Here is a 16693-nt window from a genome sequence, read left to right as displayed (position 1 = left end):
GACTCTGAGTATGATCTATCGTTTTGTCATCGTTTCTCCGGAAGCTCGATCCTTCCGTCGAGACCTCAGGATCGGCAGTGAGGCCACCTTTGGCGATCTGCGCAACGCACTCTACGATGAGATCGGCTACTCTCCTGTGGAGCCAAGTCTGATCCATATTACTGACCATACTTGGAGTCAAAAGGTGACGATCTATGAGGTGGAGCCACCCCACAGCCGCTCTGATGAGGATGTGTTCCTTATGGAGCGCACGCGTCTCTCTGAGCTCCTTGACACTGAGCGACAGCGACTAATGCTATTCTATGACCCTGACCGGTCGAGGGCATTTTACATAGAGCTACGCGAGATCAGCTCCGGTAGTCTCCCTTCTTCCTATGTCCTTTCTCGATCAGAGGGAGAGCCGCCACTCCAGAGATTGCCGGAGGAGGTCAAGAAAAAGGAGGAGCCGAAGGTCAAGTCCGTCGACGCTGAGGTTGTCGAGACAGGAAAGAAGAAGCTGAATGAGGAGTCTACTCCCGATGAGTATGGGAGCGATGCCTTCGACAGCACAGAGATCGATCCTGAGGGCTTTGGCACCTCAGATGAGTCGGGGGAATTTGACAACGAGGTCCCCACTGAGGACTTTCCCCTTTGACGAAAGATAAGCGGCTGATCATCCTGACCGGACCTACCGGAGTGGGTAAGTCCGCTTATGCCGTAGAGCTGGCTCGTTCGCTCTCCATACCTATCATATCGGCTGACTCCAGGCAGCTCTACAGAGGGATGAGCATCGGGACCGATGCCCCCTCTCCTGAGGCTATGAGTGAGATCCGTCACTACTTCGTGACTACGCGTGAGGTCACCGAGCCCTACAATGCATACGACTACGCAGCAGATGCCCTCGCAGTCGTTGATGAGGTACTCACGACTCATGATACCGCTCTTGTCGTTGGCGGATCGATGATGTACATTCAGGCGCTCCTCTACCGGATGGATCCTATCCCTGAGCCGGATCCTGAGGTAAGGCGACAACTGTGGGAGTGCTTTGAGGCTCATGGGATCGGTCCCATCAAGTCCCGACTGGCGGAGGTGGACCCTCAGTACCTCGCCTCCGTGGATGGCAATAACCACAAGCGGATGATCCGTGCGCTGGAGGTCTGGCTTACCACCCACCGTCCCTTTTCCTCTTGGCACACCCATACTCCACGCATCTTTCCATATGAGCATGAGGTATGGGGTCTATTTCGTCCCCGTCCTATCCTCTATGAGAGGATCAATCGGCGGGTGGACCAGATGTTTCAGAGCGGGCTTGTCGAGGAGGTTCGTAGTCTACTCCCATATCGGGACTGCAATGCGCTTAATACCATCGGGTACAAGGAGGTGATCCAATATTTGGATGGCCAATGCTCGCTGGACGAAGCAATCCATAGGGTGAAGAAAAATAGCCGAGTGTACGCTAGGAAGCAGATCACATTCTTTGAGAAAATACCGGGCATCAGGCTGCTAAACTTGGAGGAGAAGGAGAATTAATCCTATATTTGCCTTACTATGATTGACTTAAAGATATTAGACGAAGTAGGAGAGCTGGATACGGTCGTGGCCGGTGTCGCTTTCCATAATGGTGAGCCTCCGGCACTGGAGGAAGCTTACGACGCCAAGACGTACCACACCATCCTTCACGACCAATATCCTCTGGATGAGGATCTCAATCGCGAAGTGGAGGCATTTGTCTCACTGATGGAGAGGGAGGGCGTGACTGTCTTGCGCCCCGGTCGACATAGGGGTATGCAACAGATCTTTGCTCGGGATGTGGGGTTTGTCATCGGAGATACGTTTGTCCGTGCCAATATCATTGCGGATAGAGAGCAGGAGATGAAGGCGTACGATGCGATCTGGTCTCAGATCGAGCCGGATAAGATAGTGACGGCACCCGATTACGTCTCAGTGGAGGGTGGCGATGTGACGCTACTTAGAGATGGACGGATACTCTTGGGATGCCACCTGACAACCGACTTCGACCGCTACAGCACCGCACGAACCAACAAGTATGCCATAGGCTTCCTCAAGGGTCTTTTCCCTGGACGAGAGATCATCCCACTGCAGTTGATCAAGGATGACCACGACCCCTATCGGGGCGTCTTGCACCTTGACTGTGCCTTCCAGCCGGTAGGGGAGGGCTTGGCAATCATCTTCCCGGGTGCATTCCGCCACTACTCTGACTATGAGTTCCTTGTTTCACTCTTCGGTCCGGAGAATGTCTTCTCCATTACACGTGAGGAGTTCTTTGAGATGAATACAAATATCTTTAGTCTCTCCCCGCGAAAGGTGATCATAGACAGCTCCTTCGCGAGGCTGAAGGGTTGGCTTGAGACCCGAGGACTGGAAGTGCTGACGACCCCATACAGGGAGGTGAGCAAGCTGGGAGGCTTGCTCCGGTGCACCACTCAGCCCTTGGTCAGGAGGTACTGATCGGTGCTTCTTAGTCTGTGTAGAAGTCAATCACTTCGCGGATTGCCCTCTGGCAAACCGGGCAAAACTCAGGATTGGTATTGGTCCTCATACGACAGTCCTTAGAGGGTCTGTAGACACCCTTAAGGCTATAGCCGGCTCCTTCGTACACCCCCACGGGATAGTTGCACTCCTCTGGAGTCGGTATGGCGGACACCTCTGCGGGTAGCAGGTCGACCCACTTGGCACTAAATTCCTTCAGCGTAGTGATATTCTGCTCCCACGGCTCCACATCGGTCGGATACATCGGTATCTGCTCTGCCTCGTAAGCATACTCGTCCGCCAGTCCGGCAAAGCTGTGTCCAAACTCATGCGTCACCACTGGGACAAATGCCGGATGCTTAGTCATCGAGAGGTTGTACGAATTGAGTATCCCGCCTCCGCCATAGTGGGGTGTATTGACCAGTACGATGATATGCTCGTAGGGCGTCCCGGCGAGGAGGTCGTGCAGCTTGCGGAGGTGTAGTGTCGTGAGGTAGCGCTCACTATAGAAGGTGTCAAAGTGTGAGCCGAGCGCGGTGTCCCTCCAGATCCCCTTAGAGGGAATGGAAGCACCGCTCTCTGCTGAGGGAGAGCGAACTGCTATGATCGAGAAGCGGTCACGCAAAGACTTGAAGGGCTCGTGCCCGAAGATCGACTCTACAGCCTTATGGGCGTCCGCCAAGTAGTCCTCCATCTCATCCTCCGTATAGCCGTCAGCTACAAATGCTATATGGATTGCTCGAGAACTGTCCTTGGGGGCTTGAAGAGTGGTGTAGGGCAGGATACCCTGCTCACCGAGCGGGGTCATCAGTATATCGTGCGGGTTTATGCGCTGTGTCATGGAGGCAATGACATCGTGACGGCTATTTCGGAGCTCGAGACTAACCTCCACCGGTTGCTTCGGCATAGGGATCAGAGAGACATTCTCAAAGGCTCTCCTGCCACTCTCCTGTGCTTGTGGGTAACTCAGCCACTCCTGAAAGAGCGACGAGAAAGGATGCTTGTAGATCACCCTCCCGGTGGCAAGGTCTCTGACTGTGATCGTGCCATTCCCCTTCATCGGCGTCTCGGCTAAGCGATGCCTCTTGCCATACCAGCGAGGAATCTTGTAGTAAGCCAGCAGGGAGATGTCCTGAACACTGGCATTTCCGGAGAAGATATAGTCCAGGCGTAGGGTCTGGTCGATAAAGTACTCTCCGAAGTCCTGGGCTATAAGGCGACAGGGCAGGAGAAGGTGTGCACATAGCAGCAGAGTCAGTCGAAAGATCTTATTCATAGCCTATTGAGATAAAGTCGGCCCTCCAGACCTAAGTGAAAGAGTAGGTCGAGTGCTGACAGGTTGGGTACGAATCCACTCTGATCCTCAAAGACCTGCCAGTACCTCGGTAGGACCGCCCTACCTTCACGCAGCTGAGAGGGTAGGGCGATGTCAGACCTCTGAGCCTCATCTCTCACACCCTCAGATACTATCGTGGGGGTAGGAATACGCCACTCTCCGAGGATAAAGGTGAGCCAATGCTGATTGAAGTCAATGAGCCTACCTCCCACCTCACAATGACAGAGAGAGATCACTTGATCCTCATAAAACTGCCAGTAGGGCGTGGAGCAGTACGAGGAGCGCAGTGCCTCCTCCAGCCGATGTCTCCAGTGATCGTGCTCGGCAAGATAGATCTCTGACGTGGGCGGAGAGGGGTAGGCAAAGCGCTCCACCGGTATCGTAAAAGGTGTAGCGCCCTGTGGGGTAAGGAAATAGGTCCGATTGCGGAGCGTCTGCTTCTGATACTGCTCACTCACGTTGATCACCGCATTAGGATGATCCATCATCAGTTTGACCTGCAGGATTGCAGGAGCAAAGAGGGTGGGCAGAGAGAGCATACCACTTTTCCTTACTTCAGCACAGTTCCAAATCTCCGCCACCGGATCTTGCCGTGGAGGAGGTCCCTATCCTTATCCAGCGATAGCCAGACGAAGAGAGGCTTGCCAACGATGTGATCCTCAGGGACGAAGCCCCAGGCTCTGGAGTCGGCAGAGTTGTGCCTATTATCTCCCATCATGAAGTAGTAGTCCATCTCAAAGGTGTACGACGAGGCTGGCTTGCCATCTATCAGTACACCCGATGTGGTCTTCTCTACCGTGTGATGCTCAAAGTTCCGGATGCACCGCTCATAGAGTGCCAGATTTTCCGCTGTTAGAGGGATTGTCTCGCCCTTGGCCGGGATGTGGATCGGTCCATAGTTATCCCTCGTCCAGTCAAATAAGTCACTAAGAGGGTATGTCGTGAAGACCGACTGTCCGGGATCAGGCTCCACCTCGATATGGAGGACCCCACTGTGCTTTTGCAGCGTTTCCCGCATAGACTTGGTGAGGGGCAGATGGTAGATCAGCCCGAAGCCCTTAGTCATATCTCCGGTAAAGCCCAGCTGCTCATAGAGAGGATAGTAAGACTGGTCTAGCCCATCCAGCAGAGCGATATCGTCTCGAGCCACCCCCAGCTCATACAGCTCATCCTCCGACAGCATCGTGCCATCGGTCTGTACGAAGTAATTGAGCTGAGCGTGAGGCGGTGTATCAACCTCCTTCGCATTGATATAAAGGGCGTTGTGTCGCACCTCAAGATCATCTCCGGGAAGCCCTACACAGCGCTTGACATAGTGATCTCTCATATCCACGGGACGTGCGACCACCTTGCCAAACGTGCGAGGATCACTCCAGATCCGATCTCTCCCATAGAGGTGACAGAGGGTGTAGTAGTCAGGATTGGTCACCTTAAGTGGGACAGTGTCTCCGGCGGGGAAATTGAAGACTACCAGCTCATTTCGCTTAAGACGACCAAGACCGCTGATGCGCTTATAGGGGAGCTGAGGCTTATCGATGTAGGCTTTCTTCCCATTCCAGGGGAATTGATTGTGCACCAAAGGAAAAGCGAGCGGGGTCATCGGTAATCTCGGTCCAAAACTCAGCTTAGAGACAAAGAGGTGATCGCCCACAAGTGAGGTCTTCTCCAGGGAGGAAGAGGGGATCTTGAAGTTTTGGAAGAAAAAGATATTGAGTACCTGTACCGCTATCAGGACGACAACGATGTCCTCTACGAGTCGCATCGTGCTGCGCAGAGTCTTACTCGAGGAGCTCTGCCACCACCGCCAGGGGATAATGTGGGTGATATAATTGTCAAAAATCAGCAGGGTAGGGACCACAAAGAGCCACACACTGCCCACCCAAATGGCAAATAAGAGTAGGGCGATCGCCCAAGCGCCAAACTTGATCCAATCCCGCTTGGGGACAGCCTTGAAGTCTATCGTTTTCATATCACTTATCGAAGTGCAGCATATCCTCCATGCCGTACCATCCCTTCTTACCTCGTAAAAACTCTGCAGCCATCACCGCCCCCATTGCAAAGCCCTCTCTCCCAAAGGCTTCATGCTCCATCCTGATCACATCCTGAGGACTGCCAAAGGCTACTCGGTGGATGCCGGGCACCTCTCCCTCACGAAGAGAGTGTATAAGTATCTGGTCCTCAGCTATGGTAGGCATCTCTGCATTACCGAGATAGGCCTTTGCGTCTCTGTATCGATCCATCTCCGAGATAATGTCACCGGCAACAGTCAGGGCAGTGCCACTGGGGTAGTCGAGCTTATGGATGTGGTGTACCTCCTCCATCTGAACCTCTGAGTACTGGGGGAGATTATTTATCAGCTTAGCGGCCTCTCTCACCAAGTGACGGAAGAGGAAGACTCCGATGCTGAAGTTGGACGAGTAAAAGAAAGCCCCATCACGCTCTCTGACCTGCGCCCGGATCTCCTCCATACGATCGGTCCACCCGGTAGTACCACTGACCACGGGAAAGCCACTCTCGATCGCTCTACAAATATTACTATAGGCGCTGTCAGGAGTAGAGAAGTCGATGACGACATCAGTCTCGGAGGGGATAGATGCTTGATCGTCCTTGTCAATGCGTCCAACGATCTCGTGCCCCCGGCTATGGGCCACCTGCTCAATGGCATGACCCATACGTCCATATCCTATCAGAGTTATTTTCATTGCAACTATATATGTGATTTGCTCGGTGTAAACTTCCGTAGCTGACAGAAGTGGTCACAAATGTAATCAATTATCAACATAGCCTCACATCTCGAGCATTTGAGCTCAGGGACTTTGCAGATCAGTCAAGAGCTTACTCGATCTGACGGTGTGCTAATATCGGTATTAGTGAATTCTTTTACCGGTATTAGTCGCGACTAATACCGGTAAAAGAATTCACTATGGTGTGCGGGGAGTTTTGCTCTGTTTTCACGCCACCTCTTGATAGGTCACGACTGCGGTGACTCTACAGCACCTGCTCAGCATTATTTGCAGCAAAGGTGCTGTACGAATTTTGTTCAAACCTATTTTTATCCATAATAGAGATTATGTTAAGTAGGCGGTTGGAAGGGTATATATGCTGAGTAAAAATAATCAATAATACCACCCTATCTTCACCGAGTCACCGAAGTCTCACCAGCTACCAGTCTTAAGATATTACACTCAGTTACGTAATACGTCTGCTCCCTGTATCTACGCACTCACAATCATCGTAAGGCATAAGAGCATACCTCACCTCCAATATGCCACAACTATGGTTGGTCTGGGTCGTTATAGCGATATGAAGGGGTTTGCTTAACTTTGTCCTAAGAGTATATAACTAATAGAAACTATTATGCCATGAAGGAGTCTGACAAAATCCACCAAGATGAGGAGCTTGCTCTACCGCGCGATAAATTTGCTATCTGCATCTCGAGGTCCCAGTGCAGTGGTGGCGTCACCTTTGCTCATCGACTAGGGGAAAAGCTTGGTGTGCCGGTCTACGAGGACAATATATTTGACTTAGCCGCTAAGGATCACAATATACGGAAGGATCTCTTTGTGCAGAATGAGGACAATACAGACTTCTCAGTCCCAATATTCTATGGTTCTGAGTACGCCTCATCGGGGTCTATGATCACCTACTCTGACAACTTTCTATCCAATAAGAATATCCACTCGATGCAGGCTGAGACGATACTCAGGCTGGCAAGAGTGAGCTCTGCCATATTCCTAGGGCACACAGCCGACTTTACTCTACGAAATCACCCCAACCTCCTGACTATCTACATATCTGAGCCGATGGAGATACGGGTCAAGAATCTCCAGCGGGATTATGAGGGAGTAAGCGAGGAAGAGGCCATTGACCGACTCCTAAAGCTGGATAAGAACAGACGGCAGTACTACAATTACTACACCGGCAAGCGCTGGGGACGCTGTGAGAGCTACGACTTAGCCATCCAGCCCTCCTTCTTTGGCATAGATTATGCAACTACTTTAGTGATGGACATACTTCGCTCCAAGGGATTCCCTCTTGAGGGTACTTCTATGGAGGACGCAAAGGAGGGTCCCAATCCATAACTAAGTAAGTTGTATAGATGTTAGATAAGCATATAAGTGATCACAAGGAGATACATGGCGAGCTGACTGAGACTCTGATAACCGATCAGAGTGACTTTGACACGCTCTTTGACCAGCCCTCCTCTCCCGATGGAGACGACTCACCCGACGGGCCTGAGTCGACCGGAGATAAGGGTAAGAAGGAGAAGACAGAGACCCCGACACTGGACTCCTTCGGCACTTGGCTCAGTGACCAAGTGAAGAAGGGGAAGCTGGATCCTGTCTATGGTCGTGAGAAAGAGCTACAGCGCATCACCCAGATCCTCGCCAGAAAGAAGAAGAATAATCCCCTACTCCTCGGAGAACCGGGCGTAGGCAAGACAGCTATCGTAGAGGCACTAGCACAGAGGATCGTAGCGGGTGAGGTCCCGCCCTACCTCCTCAATAAGCGGATCATATCATTAGATATGGCCTCCGTGGTTGCGGGATCGATGTATCGGGGGCAATTTGAGGAGCGGATGAAGAAGATCATCCACGAGCTTAAGGCCAATCCTGACATCATCCTCTACATAGACGAAATACATGCCCTCATGGGTAGTGGAAACTCGCAGGGAGGTATTGACGCTGCCAGTATGCTCAAGCCTGCGCTTGCTCGTGGCGAGGTCCGCTGCATCGGTGCCACAACGCTCGAGGAGTACCGCAAGAGCATAGAGAAAGATGGGGCAATGGATCGGCGATTCCAGAAAGTCATAGTGAATGCTCCCGATGAGGAGGAGACGCTACTGATCCTTAAGAAGCTCCAGCCGATCTATGAGAAGCATCACCACGTGACTTATACCGATAAGGCACTTGAGTCGGCAGTTCACCTGACGGAGCGCTACGTGACGGATCGTCAGTTCCCGGACAAAGCAATCGATGCCATGGATGAGGCGGGGGCTTACTCCTTCATCAAGAATCAGAAGCCGGTAGACCTGACACCCTATCAAGATAAGATCGATGAGATACGTAAGCTTAAGCTTCAGTATGTCAATCAGGGACGCTACGACCTTGCCTCACAAGCGCGAGATAAAGAGAAGCAGTACCACGAGGATCTCAAGGCGGTTAAGCGAAGCTTAGAGCGTGGAGACCTCATTGGGGACCCTACCCTCGTCGATACTCAAGAGGTGGAGTATGTGGTCTCCCTCGGCAGTGGTGTGCCGGTGCAGTCCTTCTCCGCCAATGACCTCGGTACTCTGGGCAAGCTGGAGAGTAAGCTTAAGTCTAAGGTGATCGGACAAGACCACGTCGTCCGGGACATCGCGACGGCCATCCAGCGTAATAAGGTGGGGCTACGGGACCCTGGCAAGCCGATCGGCTCATTCCTTTTCCTTGGGTCGTCCGGTGTGGGTAAGACTTACCTCTCTAAGATGCTCGCCAAAGAGCTCTTTGGCACTGAGGAGGCTATGATCCGCGTGGATATGAGCGAGTTTATGGAGAAGTACTCCGTATCACGCCTGATCGGTGCCCCACCCGGATACGTCGGCTACGACCAGGGCGGTGAACTGACGGTGAAAGTGAAGCGTCGCCCATACTCGGTCATCCTCTTCGACGAGATCGAGAAGGCTCACCCCGATGTGCAGAACCTTTTGCTACAGATCCTTGACGATGGTGTACTCACAGATAGTACCGGGGATAAGGTCAATTTCAAGAATACCATCATCATCATGACCTCGAATGTCGGTACCAGACAGTTGAGCGAATTTGGGACTGGTATAGGCTTTAAGGACTTATCTGTCGACAGTAGTGAGGCAGCGGATCAGGTGATCCGTAAGGCGCTTAATAAGCACTTTGCACCCGAATTCCTCAATCGTATCGACAAGATCGTAACCTTCAATCAGCTTAATAAGAAGGATATCCGCCGCATCACCGACCTCGAGCTGAGCAAGCTGGACAAGCGACTACAGGATATCAATATCCTGGTGGAGTACTCCGATGCGGCTCGTGACTTCGTGGCTGAGAAGGGCTTTGATCCCAAGCTGGGTGCTAGACCCCTCAAGCGCGCTATTGCTCAGTATATTGAGGAGATGATTACCGATGCCATCATCAGTGGTGAGGTCAGGCCCGGCGAGCACTACCTTCTCGACACGACAGGTAGAGGGAAGGATGTGAAGCTGAGGATCAGAGTCCCTGAGCCGACTCTTGTCTCCTGATAGCCACTTGTACGGAGAAGGACATCATAGAGCAATCTATGGTGTCCTTTGCTATTTCTGATACAGAGGATCATAGGTGAGATCACTATCAGCGATGCTAAGGTCCTACACAATTGAGTATCTTTGTAGGTGAGTAATCAAGTATTGTATGACACAGTTTTCTATAGATCCCGATAAGGTCATCATAGGCATCGAGTCCTCCTGTGATGACACCTCAGCAGCTGTGCTGAGGGGACAGACCTTGTTGTCCAACGTTATTGCCAGCCAGAAAGTGCACGAGCAATATGGTGGTGTCGTCCCCGAGCTCGCGAGTCGGGCTCACCTGCAGAATGTAGTCCCCGTCGTAAGCGAAGCCATCCGTCAGGCTGGGATCTCTCGGGATGACTTGGATGTGATTGCATATACGAGAGGTCCGGGACTACTTGGGTCACTCCTGGTCGGGGTCAACTTCGCCAAGGGGATGAGTCAGGCTCTGGGGATCCCGATGGTCGATGTCAATCACCTGCAGGGACATGTGATGGCGCACTTTGTACAGCAACCCGGGGAGGATCGACCGGTCCCGCACTTCCCCTTTCTCTGTCTCTTGGTGTCGGGAGGAAACTCTCAGATCATCCTGGTACATAGTCCGCTTGAGATGGAGATCATCGGCAAGACAATAGATGATGCTGCTGGGGAGGCCTTTGACAAGTGTGCCAAGGTGATGGGGCTGGGCTATCCCGGTGGACCTGTTGTAGACAGACTGGCGAAGGAGGGGAACCCACATGCCTTCCACTTCGCTAAGCCTAGGATCAGTGGCTACGACTATAGCTTTAGTGGCTTGAAGACCTCTTTTCTCTATACACTGAGGGACAATCTCGAGAGAGATCCGGACTTTATTGATAAGAATAAGGAGGATCTCTGTGCCTCGCTACAGGAGACCGTGGTCGAGCTCCTTATGGAGAAGCTGGAGCGGGCTGCCAAGGATCTTAATATCGATCAGGTAGGCGTGGCAGGCGGTGTCTCTGCCAATAGTCGCTTAAGACGAGCGTTCGTAGACTATGGTGAGCGGAGCGGGAAGGCTGTCTTCATCCCCCCCTTCAGCTACACGACAGATAATGCCGCTATGATTGCTATGGCTGGAGCATGCCTCTATGCCGCCGGTCATCGTAGCGAGATGAGTGACGCCCCCTACTCAAGGATAACGATCTAATCATACTTGGACATATGGAGTACGACAAATCATTACACAAGTATCTGTCAGACTTAGGACACCTATCGGAGGAGGTCTCCGACCTTCTCCTCTCCATCGGGGCTCATCTCTCAGTCGCTGAGAGCTGTACCGGTGGTCTGATCGCTGCCACCCTTACAAGTATCAGCGGGGCCTCTGACTGGTTTGATACCGGGGTGACGACCTATACACGACATAGTAAGCAGCAGGTACTCGGACTCTTGGATCGGGAGATTCGGGATGGGCTGGTCTCGGAGGCGACAGCGATGGCGATGTGCGAGCACGTTGCAAAGCTCTCCGGAGCTGCATTTTCGCTATCCACGACCGGTGTCGCCGGTCCGGCTGAGAGTGAGGGGTATAAGGCATGCGCTGCTTGGATTGCTGTCCACTCGCCTATGGGAACGGTCTCTCGCTGGCTCGAGCATGAGGATGAGGGACGTAATACCAACCGCGCTTACATCGCGCAGCAAGCGCTCTCTCTACTGCTTGAGGAATTACAGAAGTACGTCAAGATCCAGAAAGGATGACACTTCAGGAGGCGCTGAAGAGGGCGTTTGGGTATGATGGCTTCAGACCCAATCAGGAAGAAGCCTGCCGAAACCTCCTCCTGGGTCGTGATCAGTTGGTCATTTTGCCCACAGGAGGCGGTAAGTCCATCTGCTACCAGCTTCCCGCCCTCCTGCGTGATGGATGCGCCATTGTGGTCTCGCCGCTCATTGCCCTGATGAGAGATCAGATCGATGCACTCAATCGTCGTCACATCCCCTCTGCCACCATCAATAGCTCTATGCCTGATGCTGCCCGGCGTCAGGTGCTTCTGCTTTTACTCAAGGGAAAGTTGAAGCTGCTCTACATCAGCCCCGAGACCTTGATGTCTCAGACCGGGGAGTACATCCTGCGGAGTGCTAAGATCTCTTTCTTTGCCATTGACGAGGCACACTGCATCAGTCAGTGGGGACACGACTTCAGGCCAGAGTACTCGCAGCTAGGTTTTCTTAAGCAGAGATATCCCGATCACCCTATCATCGCACTCACTGCGACAGCTGATCCTGCGACCCGTAAGGACATAGTGAATAAGCTGCAGCTGGCTGATCCCCTCGAGATTGTCGGGGACTTCGATCGACCAAACATTCACATAACCGTGCGGAGAGGGGTAAGAAAGAGGGAAAAGCTGAGGGAGATAGCAGACTTTATCGAGGAGCGTGGCTCCCTATCCAGTGGGATCATCTACTGCACCAAGCGGAAGGATACCGAGATGCTGTCCGACTACCTCAATGGTCAGAATATCCATGCACTCCCTTACCACGCATCGATGTCTCCCGAGTCTCGACTCATCGTACACCGAGCGTTCCTCTCCGGTCAGGTGCAGGTCGTCTGTGCTACAGTTGCCTTCGGTATGGGGATCGATAAGCCCGATGTCAGATGGGTGATCCACTACAGTATGCCCATGAATATAGAGCAGTACTATCAGGAGATCGGGCGTGTAGGAAGGGATGGTCAGCCGGCAGAGGCAGTGATGTACTACTCCTATGGTGACCTTAAGATCCTCGAGCTGCTTATGAAAGACTCCTCCAACGAGGATCTCAATAGAGCCAAGATGGAGTATATGAAGCGCTTCTGTGAGGCTACCGTATGCCGACGTAAGATCTTGCTCGGATATTTCGGGCAGGAGACAGCAGAGGTCTGCAACAATTGCGACATCTGTCTCTTACCACCGGAAGCAACCTTTGATGGTACGATATATGCTCAGAAGGTAATGAGTACTATCGTTAGGGCACAGGAGACGGTCACCATAGAGGATGTAGCAAATATCCTGATAGGATCGCAGCGGAGGGAGCTATGGGATAGAGGTCTCAGCAGGCTGACCACCTTTGGGATCGGAAAGGACGAGACCTGGCTGGCATGGCGAGAGTATGTATACCAAATGGCTCAGAATGGTCTCATCGCCATCGACTACAGTAAGGGCTGTAGCCTCACGATGACCAAGCTCGGCTGGGAAGTGCTACGGGGAGAGAGGACGCTGACGCTAACAAAGTTCACCCCCTATCGTAAGAAAGCGTGACACGACTTGCCCTCTGCTACAATAGGTAGTATGGCAATCGGTGGTCATGCAGTCATTTCCACAGTGACCGATGATGGCCCTGTACAAGGGTGCCTAAGACCTTACTCCTTATCGGGAGTAGGATCCAAGTCGTCCAATATACGATCGACCTCTTTCCCTACCTGGGCAATTTTTGTCCGGCAATGTGTGATCAGTGCCACTGCATAGCGACTTTGGCTAAGTACCTCATCGATCGGCAGGTTACCCTCCTCCAGATGTGAGAGCACACGCTCCGTCTCAGCAATAGCCTCATCGTAGGTCAGAGCGTCTACTTTTTCCTTGATCTCTTCTTTAGTCATAGGTCTTATTGTGTCTTGTCCTTAAGTATGCGGGAGACTTGCCCCTCGATGGAGCCGTCGATCATCAGGATCTGAATGTCAGTATCGCTATCCACCTCTTCGACCGAGGAGAGCTGACGTCCTCCCTGCAGCACCGGCAGGAACCCCCGCCTCATAATCTTCTCTGGATTATAGAGCTCTGCTAGCTTGGCATAGTTGTCCAGTCGCTCCTGCTCCTGCGGGACAATCCTCGTCAGGATCGTGGATAGACGCTGGCGCCTGCTCTCAAGGCCGACGGACTGAGAGCCGACATACAACCTACGATCATAGAGTAGCGCAGTAGCGCGCTTCGTGAGGGTCTCAACGCTATCATGAAGAGCATCCTGGTGACTATGCAGAGCATTGGTCAGTAGCCTCTCTGAGCGGCGCATACGATCGCTCTCTCGACGCTCGAGCGCGGACAGCACCTTCCCCAGTCGAGAGGGGTGATCGACCTGTAGCTGTTGCATCCGATGATAGCGATCGAGAAGCAGAGTACTCAAGTGATCACCGGCATTGACGACCCTATTTACCTGATTCTCCAAGCGATGGATCAGAAACTCTGCGGCCGCTGTGGGCGTCTTGACAGAGGTATTGGCCACATGGTCAGCCACAGAGAAGTCACGCTCATGCCCGATGGCGGTAATGACCGGGAGACAGAAGTTGGCTATATACTCGCAGAGCCTATAGTCATCAAATGCGGACAGATCGATGGGACTGCCCCCACCTCTTAAGATCACCACAGCATCATACGACTCCGCATGATCATATATCCGATCCAAAGCACGTATCACTGTCTGAGTGGTGGTAGCGCCTTGCATCGTAGCTGCGTAGAGATCAAAGTGAAAGAGTCCGGCAAGATTGCTCTTCTGCATCTGATCCCTAAAGTCACCCCACCCTGCAGCGGTCGCAGAGGATATGACGGCTATCCGCTGTGTGAGTGTCGGGAGAGTACACTGCTCCTTATTGAGATCAATAATGCCATCCTTTCTTAGCCTCGCAATCGTCTCCCGACGGATGCGCTCCAGATTGCCCAGAGTGTGATTAGGATCAATATCCAGGATATTGAGGGAGAAACCATACAGCTCATGAAAGGAGACACTCACAGTCATCAAGAGCTCCATTCCAGCACGCGGATAGTCCCCAGTCACATCACAGAAGCGCTGCATCACCCGAGCAGCATTCCCTGCCCAGATAGTGGCTCGTGAGGAGGCTACTTTTCGCCCACGCTCATCTGTCTCTGTCAGCTCTAGATAGTAGTGTCCTGAGGAAGCATTAGAATTAATGCTCGCCACCTCAGCCACGATCCTATAGTATCCCTTGAAGCTCGCATCGAGAGCACGACGTACGCTTCCGAGCAACTCACTCAGCTTAAACGCCTTAACCTCCTCTTCGTCCTCAAAGAGACTGATCCTCGATGCGCCCACGCTCATAGGCAGATAGTGACTACAGTGACCTTAAGAAACGGATCAGTGCCTCTGTGGCTCTCCCTCTGTGGCTGATGCGATTCTTCTCCTCCTCACTCATCTCCGCAAAGGTACGATCAAAGCCCTCGGGACGGAACACCGGGTCGTAGCCAAATCCACCCTCCCCCTGAGGCGATTTCGTAATCACTCCGCGGACCTCACCCACGAAGCAGTGCTCCTGATCATCCAAGATCAGAGTGATGACCGTCCGGAAGACTGCGCTCCGGTCCGCTACTCCATCCAGCTCGTGAAGGAGCTTTCGGATGTTGTCGGCCGGACGGCACTCCGGGCCAGCATAGCGAGCTGTATAGACTCCTGGGCGACCATCAAGTGCCGACACCTCGAGACCAGTGTCATCAGCGAAGCAGTCCATATGGTGACGCTGATGACAGGTCTGAGCCTTGATCATAGAGTTCTCGCGGATCGTCGTTCCCGTCTCCTCTATCTCCTCATCGTCACCCATCTCATGGAGGGACACCACGTCATAAGGCAGTCCCTCAAGGAGGATGAGATCTCTTATTTCCTGAGTTTTGTGCTCATTGTGAGTCGCTAGGAGCAGCCGATGCCTCTCACTCATATTACTCTGTTGAGTCCTCACCATGCCTCGTCGATGAAGTCACTTCCTCAAGTCCCTCTTTCTGTTTCTTCGTAGGCTTGACATAATTGACGTCAAAGCCCTCGCCATAGACTCCCCTTACAGGTGCCTCGGTGATGAAAGCTCGCTCGTCAATGTCCTTCACAATTCTCATGATCGTGGCTGTCTGAGCGCGTCGGGCGATGACCATCATCACCTTCATATCAGATCCGGAGAAAGCTCCTACACCCTTGAGCAGGGTCACACCGCGTCCTGCCTCCTTGATGATCAGCTGACTGATTTCATCGTACTTAGAGGAGATGATGAAGAACTGCACGCACTGACGGTAGCCATTGAGGAAGAAGTCGACCGAGAGATTGCAGGTGATGATCTGGATAAAGGAGTATACCAGCTTATCCGGATCCTGGAAGATAAACCATGAGAGTCCCACAGTGATCACATCGATCGCTAAGAGAGCACGGCCAATGGCCATATGCTTGTACTTATTAATGATCGACGCGATAATATCGGTACCACCCGTCGAGCCACCCCTTGCGAAGATCATTGCAAGGCTGAATCCGATACCAATAGATCCGATGATCACAGCCATAGCCGGATCGTCGGGCAGCATCGGGGTATCAAAGAATTGTCCCGATGCCGGTATCGAGATACCGAGGACAATCACGCTAAATACAGTGCGGATGGAGAACTTCCATCCCAGTATGATCACCGACAGGATCACTAAGATACCATTGATGATATTGTAAGGCCAACCTACGTCGAAGGTCATACCGGCCTTATCACAGGCCCAAGTAATGACCGAAGCGATACCGGAGAGTCCACCCGAGGTGATCTCGTGCGAAAAGATAAACCCTCTCCAGAAGAAGGTGTACAGGAGCAGAGTAAGGAAGATCAGGATATAATCCTCTACCTCGCGCCAGATCTTAGCTGATTTGCTTATGCCCATGATTAA

The 16693-nt window shown here is 52.5% G+C and carries 16 protein-coding genes; 8 read left to right on the top strand and 8 right to left on the bottom strand.

Annotated features, from left to right (window positions below):
- Window positions 1-10 precede the first annotated feature (10 nt).
- From QZR17_RS00955 to QZR17_RS00945, 3 genes are read left to right on the top strand one after another with little or no spacing between them, the layout of a single operon-like run.
- Window positions 11-634 carry a hypothetical protein gene (locus tag QZR17_RS00955; RefSeq protein ID WP_296163092.1) on the top strand — a complete coding sequence of 208 codons (624 nt, stop codon included), beginning with the start codon at window positions 11-13 and terminating at the stop codon, window positions 632-634.
- Entirely contained in the window at window positions 631-1509 is an 879-nt protein-coding gene (gene miaA, locus QZR17_RS00950; RefSeq protein ID WP_297126517.1) for a tRNA (adenosine(37)-N6)-dimethylallyltransferase MiaA, read from the top strand. The genes QZR17_RS00955 and miaA overlap by 4 nt, the downstream gene beginning before the upstream one ends.
- A gap of 18 nt (window positions 1510-1527) precedes the next feature.
- Entirely contained in the window at window positions 1528-2448 is a 921-nt protein-coding gene (locus QZR17_RS00945; RefSeq protein ID WP_297126516.1) for an amidinotransferase, read from the top strand.
- A 10-nt stretch (window positions 2449-2458) separates the two neighbouring features.
- Here the strand turns inward: QZR17_RS00945 and QZR17_RS00940 are convergent, their stop codons facing one another.
- The 4 genes from QZR17_RS00940 to dapB form a co-directional block, all read right to left on the bottom strand.
- The gene (locus tag QZR17_RS00940; RefSeq protein ID WP_297126515.1) at window positions 2459-3745 is read right to left on the bottom strand and encodes a M64 family metallopeptidase; all 1287 of its coding nucleotides are present in this window, start codon (window positions 3743-3745) and stop codon (window positions 2459-2461) included.
- Window positions 3742-4293, bottom strand: a complete 552-nt coding sequence (locus QZR17_RS00935) for a WbqC family protein (protein WP_297126514.1) — start codon at window positions 4291-4293, stop codon at window positions 3742-3744. Before QZR17_RS00935 ends, QZR17_RS00940 begins: the two co-directional genes overlap by 4 nt.
- A gap of 62 nt (window positions 4294-4355) precedes the next feature.
- Window positions 4356-5774, bottom strand: coding sequence for a signal peptidase I (gene lepB / locus QZR17_RS00930; protein WP_297126513.1), 1419 nt, complete (start codon window positions 5772-5774; stop codon window positions 4356-4358).
- 1 nt (window position 5775) lies between these two features.
- Window positions 5776-6507: a 4-hydroxy-tetrahydrodipicolinate reductase gene (dapB, locus tag QZR17_RS00925; protein WP_297126512.1), complete on the bottom strand. Its 732-nt coding sequence runs from the start codon at window positions 6505-6507 to the stop codon at window positions 5776-5778.
- Window positions 6508-7167: 660 nt separating this feature from the next.
- Between dapB and QZR17_RS00920 the strand changes: the two genes are divergently transcribed.
- The 5 genes from QZR17_RS00920 (at window position 7168) to QZR17_RS00900 (ending at window position 13324) form a co-directional block, all read left to right on the top strand.
- Window positions 7168-7887 (top strand): cytidylate kinase-like family protein, encoded by a 720-nt coding sequence (locus QZR17_RS00920; protein WP_297126511.1) that lies wholly within the window; start codon window positions 7168-7170, stop codon window positions 7885-7887.
- Between the two features lie 17 nt (window positions 7888-7904).
- Window positions 7905-10055, top strand: a complete 2151-nt coding sequence (locus tag QZR17_RS00915; protein ID WP_297126510.1) for an ATP-dependent Clp protease ATP-binding subunit — start codon at window positions 7905-7907, stop codon at window positions 10053-10055.
- Between the two features lie 148 nt (window positions 10056-10203).
- The gene (gene tsaD / locus QZR17_RS00910; RefSeq protein ID WP_296164619.1) at window positions 10204-11244 is read left to right on the top strand and encodes a tRNA (adenosine(37)-N6)-threonylcarbamoyltransferase complex transferase subunit TsaD; all 1041 of its coding nucleotides are present in this window, start codon (window positions 10204-10206) and stop codon (window positions 11242-11244) included.
- 14 nt (window positions 11245-11258) lie between these two features.
- Complete coding sequence (locus QZR17_RS00905; RefSeq protein WP_297126507.1) at window positions 11259-11789, top strand: CinA family protein; 531 nt, start codon at window positions 11259-11261, stop codon at window positions 11787-11789.
- On the top strand, window positions 11786-13324 hold the full coding sequence (locus QZR17_RS00900; protein WP_297126504.1) for an ATP-dependent DNA helicase RecQ: 1539 nt from the start codon (window positions 11786-11788) through the stop codon (window positions 13322-13324). Before QZR17_RS00905 ends, QZR17_RS00900 begins: the two co-directional genes overlap by 4 nt.
- A gap of 101 nt (window positions 13325-13425) precedes the next feature.
- Here QZR17_RS00900 and xseB read toward each other — a convergent pair whose 3' ends face one another.
- Genes xseB through QZR17_RS00880 form a run of 4 tightly spaced genes read right to left on the bottom strand, consistent with a single transcriptional unit; the run spans window position 13426 to window position 16687 of the window.
- A complete protein-coding gene (gene xseB / locus QZR17_RS00895; RefSeq protein WP_297126501.1) occupies window positions 13426-13662 on the bottom strand; it encodes an exodeoxyribonuclease VII small subunit in 237 nt (78 codons plus the stop codon).
- A 5-nt stretch (window positions 13663-13667) separates the two neighbouring features.
- Window positions 13668-15113 (bottom strand): exodeoxyribonuclease VII large subunit, encoded by a 1446-nt coding sequence (xseA, locus tag QZR17_RS00890; protein ID WP_297126498.1) that lies wholly within the window; start codon window positions 15111-15113, stop codon window positions 13668-13670.
- Window positions 15114-15126: 13 nt separating this feature from the next.
- A complete protein-coding gene (gene rdgB, locus QZR17_RS00885) occupies window positions 15127-15723 on the bottom strand; it encodes an RdgB/HAM1 family non-canonical purine NTP pyrophosphatase (protein WP_296164277.1) in 597 nt (198 codons plus the stop codon).
- A 1-nt stretch (window position 15724) separates the two neighbouring features.
- On the bottom strand, window positions 15725-16687 hold the full coding sequence (locus QZR17_RS00880) for a YitT family protein (RefSeq protein WP_297126495.1): 963 nt from the start codon (window positions 16685-16687) through the stop codon (window positions 15725-15727).
- Between the last annotated feature and the right edge of the window lie 6 nt (window positions 16688-16693).

The organism is uncultured Porphyromonas sp. (assembly GCF_900541275.1).
In the GTDB taxonomy this organism is placed as follows: domain Bacteria; phylum Bacteroidota; class Bacteroidia; order Bacteroidales; family Porphyromonadaceae; genus Porphyromonas_A.
The sequence above is the reverse complement of the archived record's forward strand: the minus strand, read 5'-3'. Positions and strand labels throughout refer to the sequence as shown.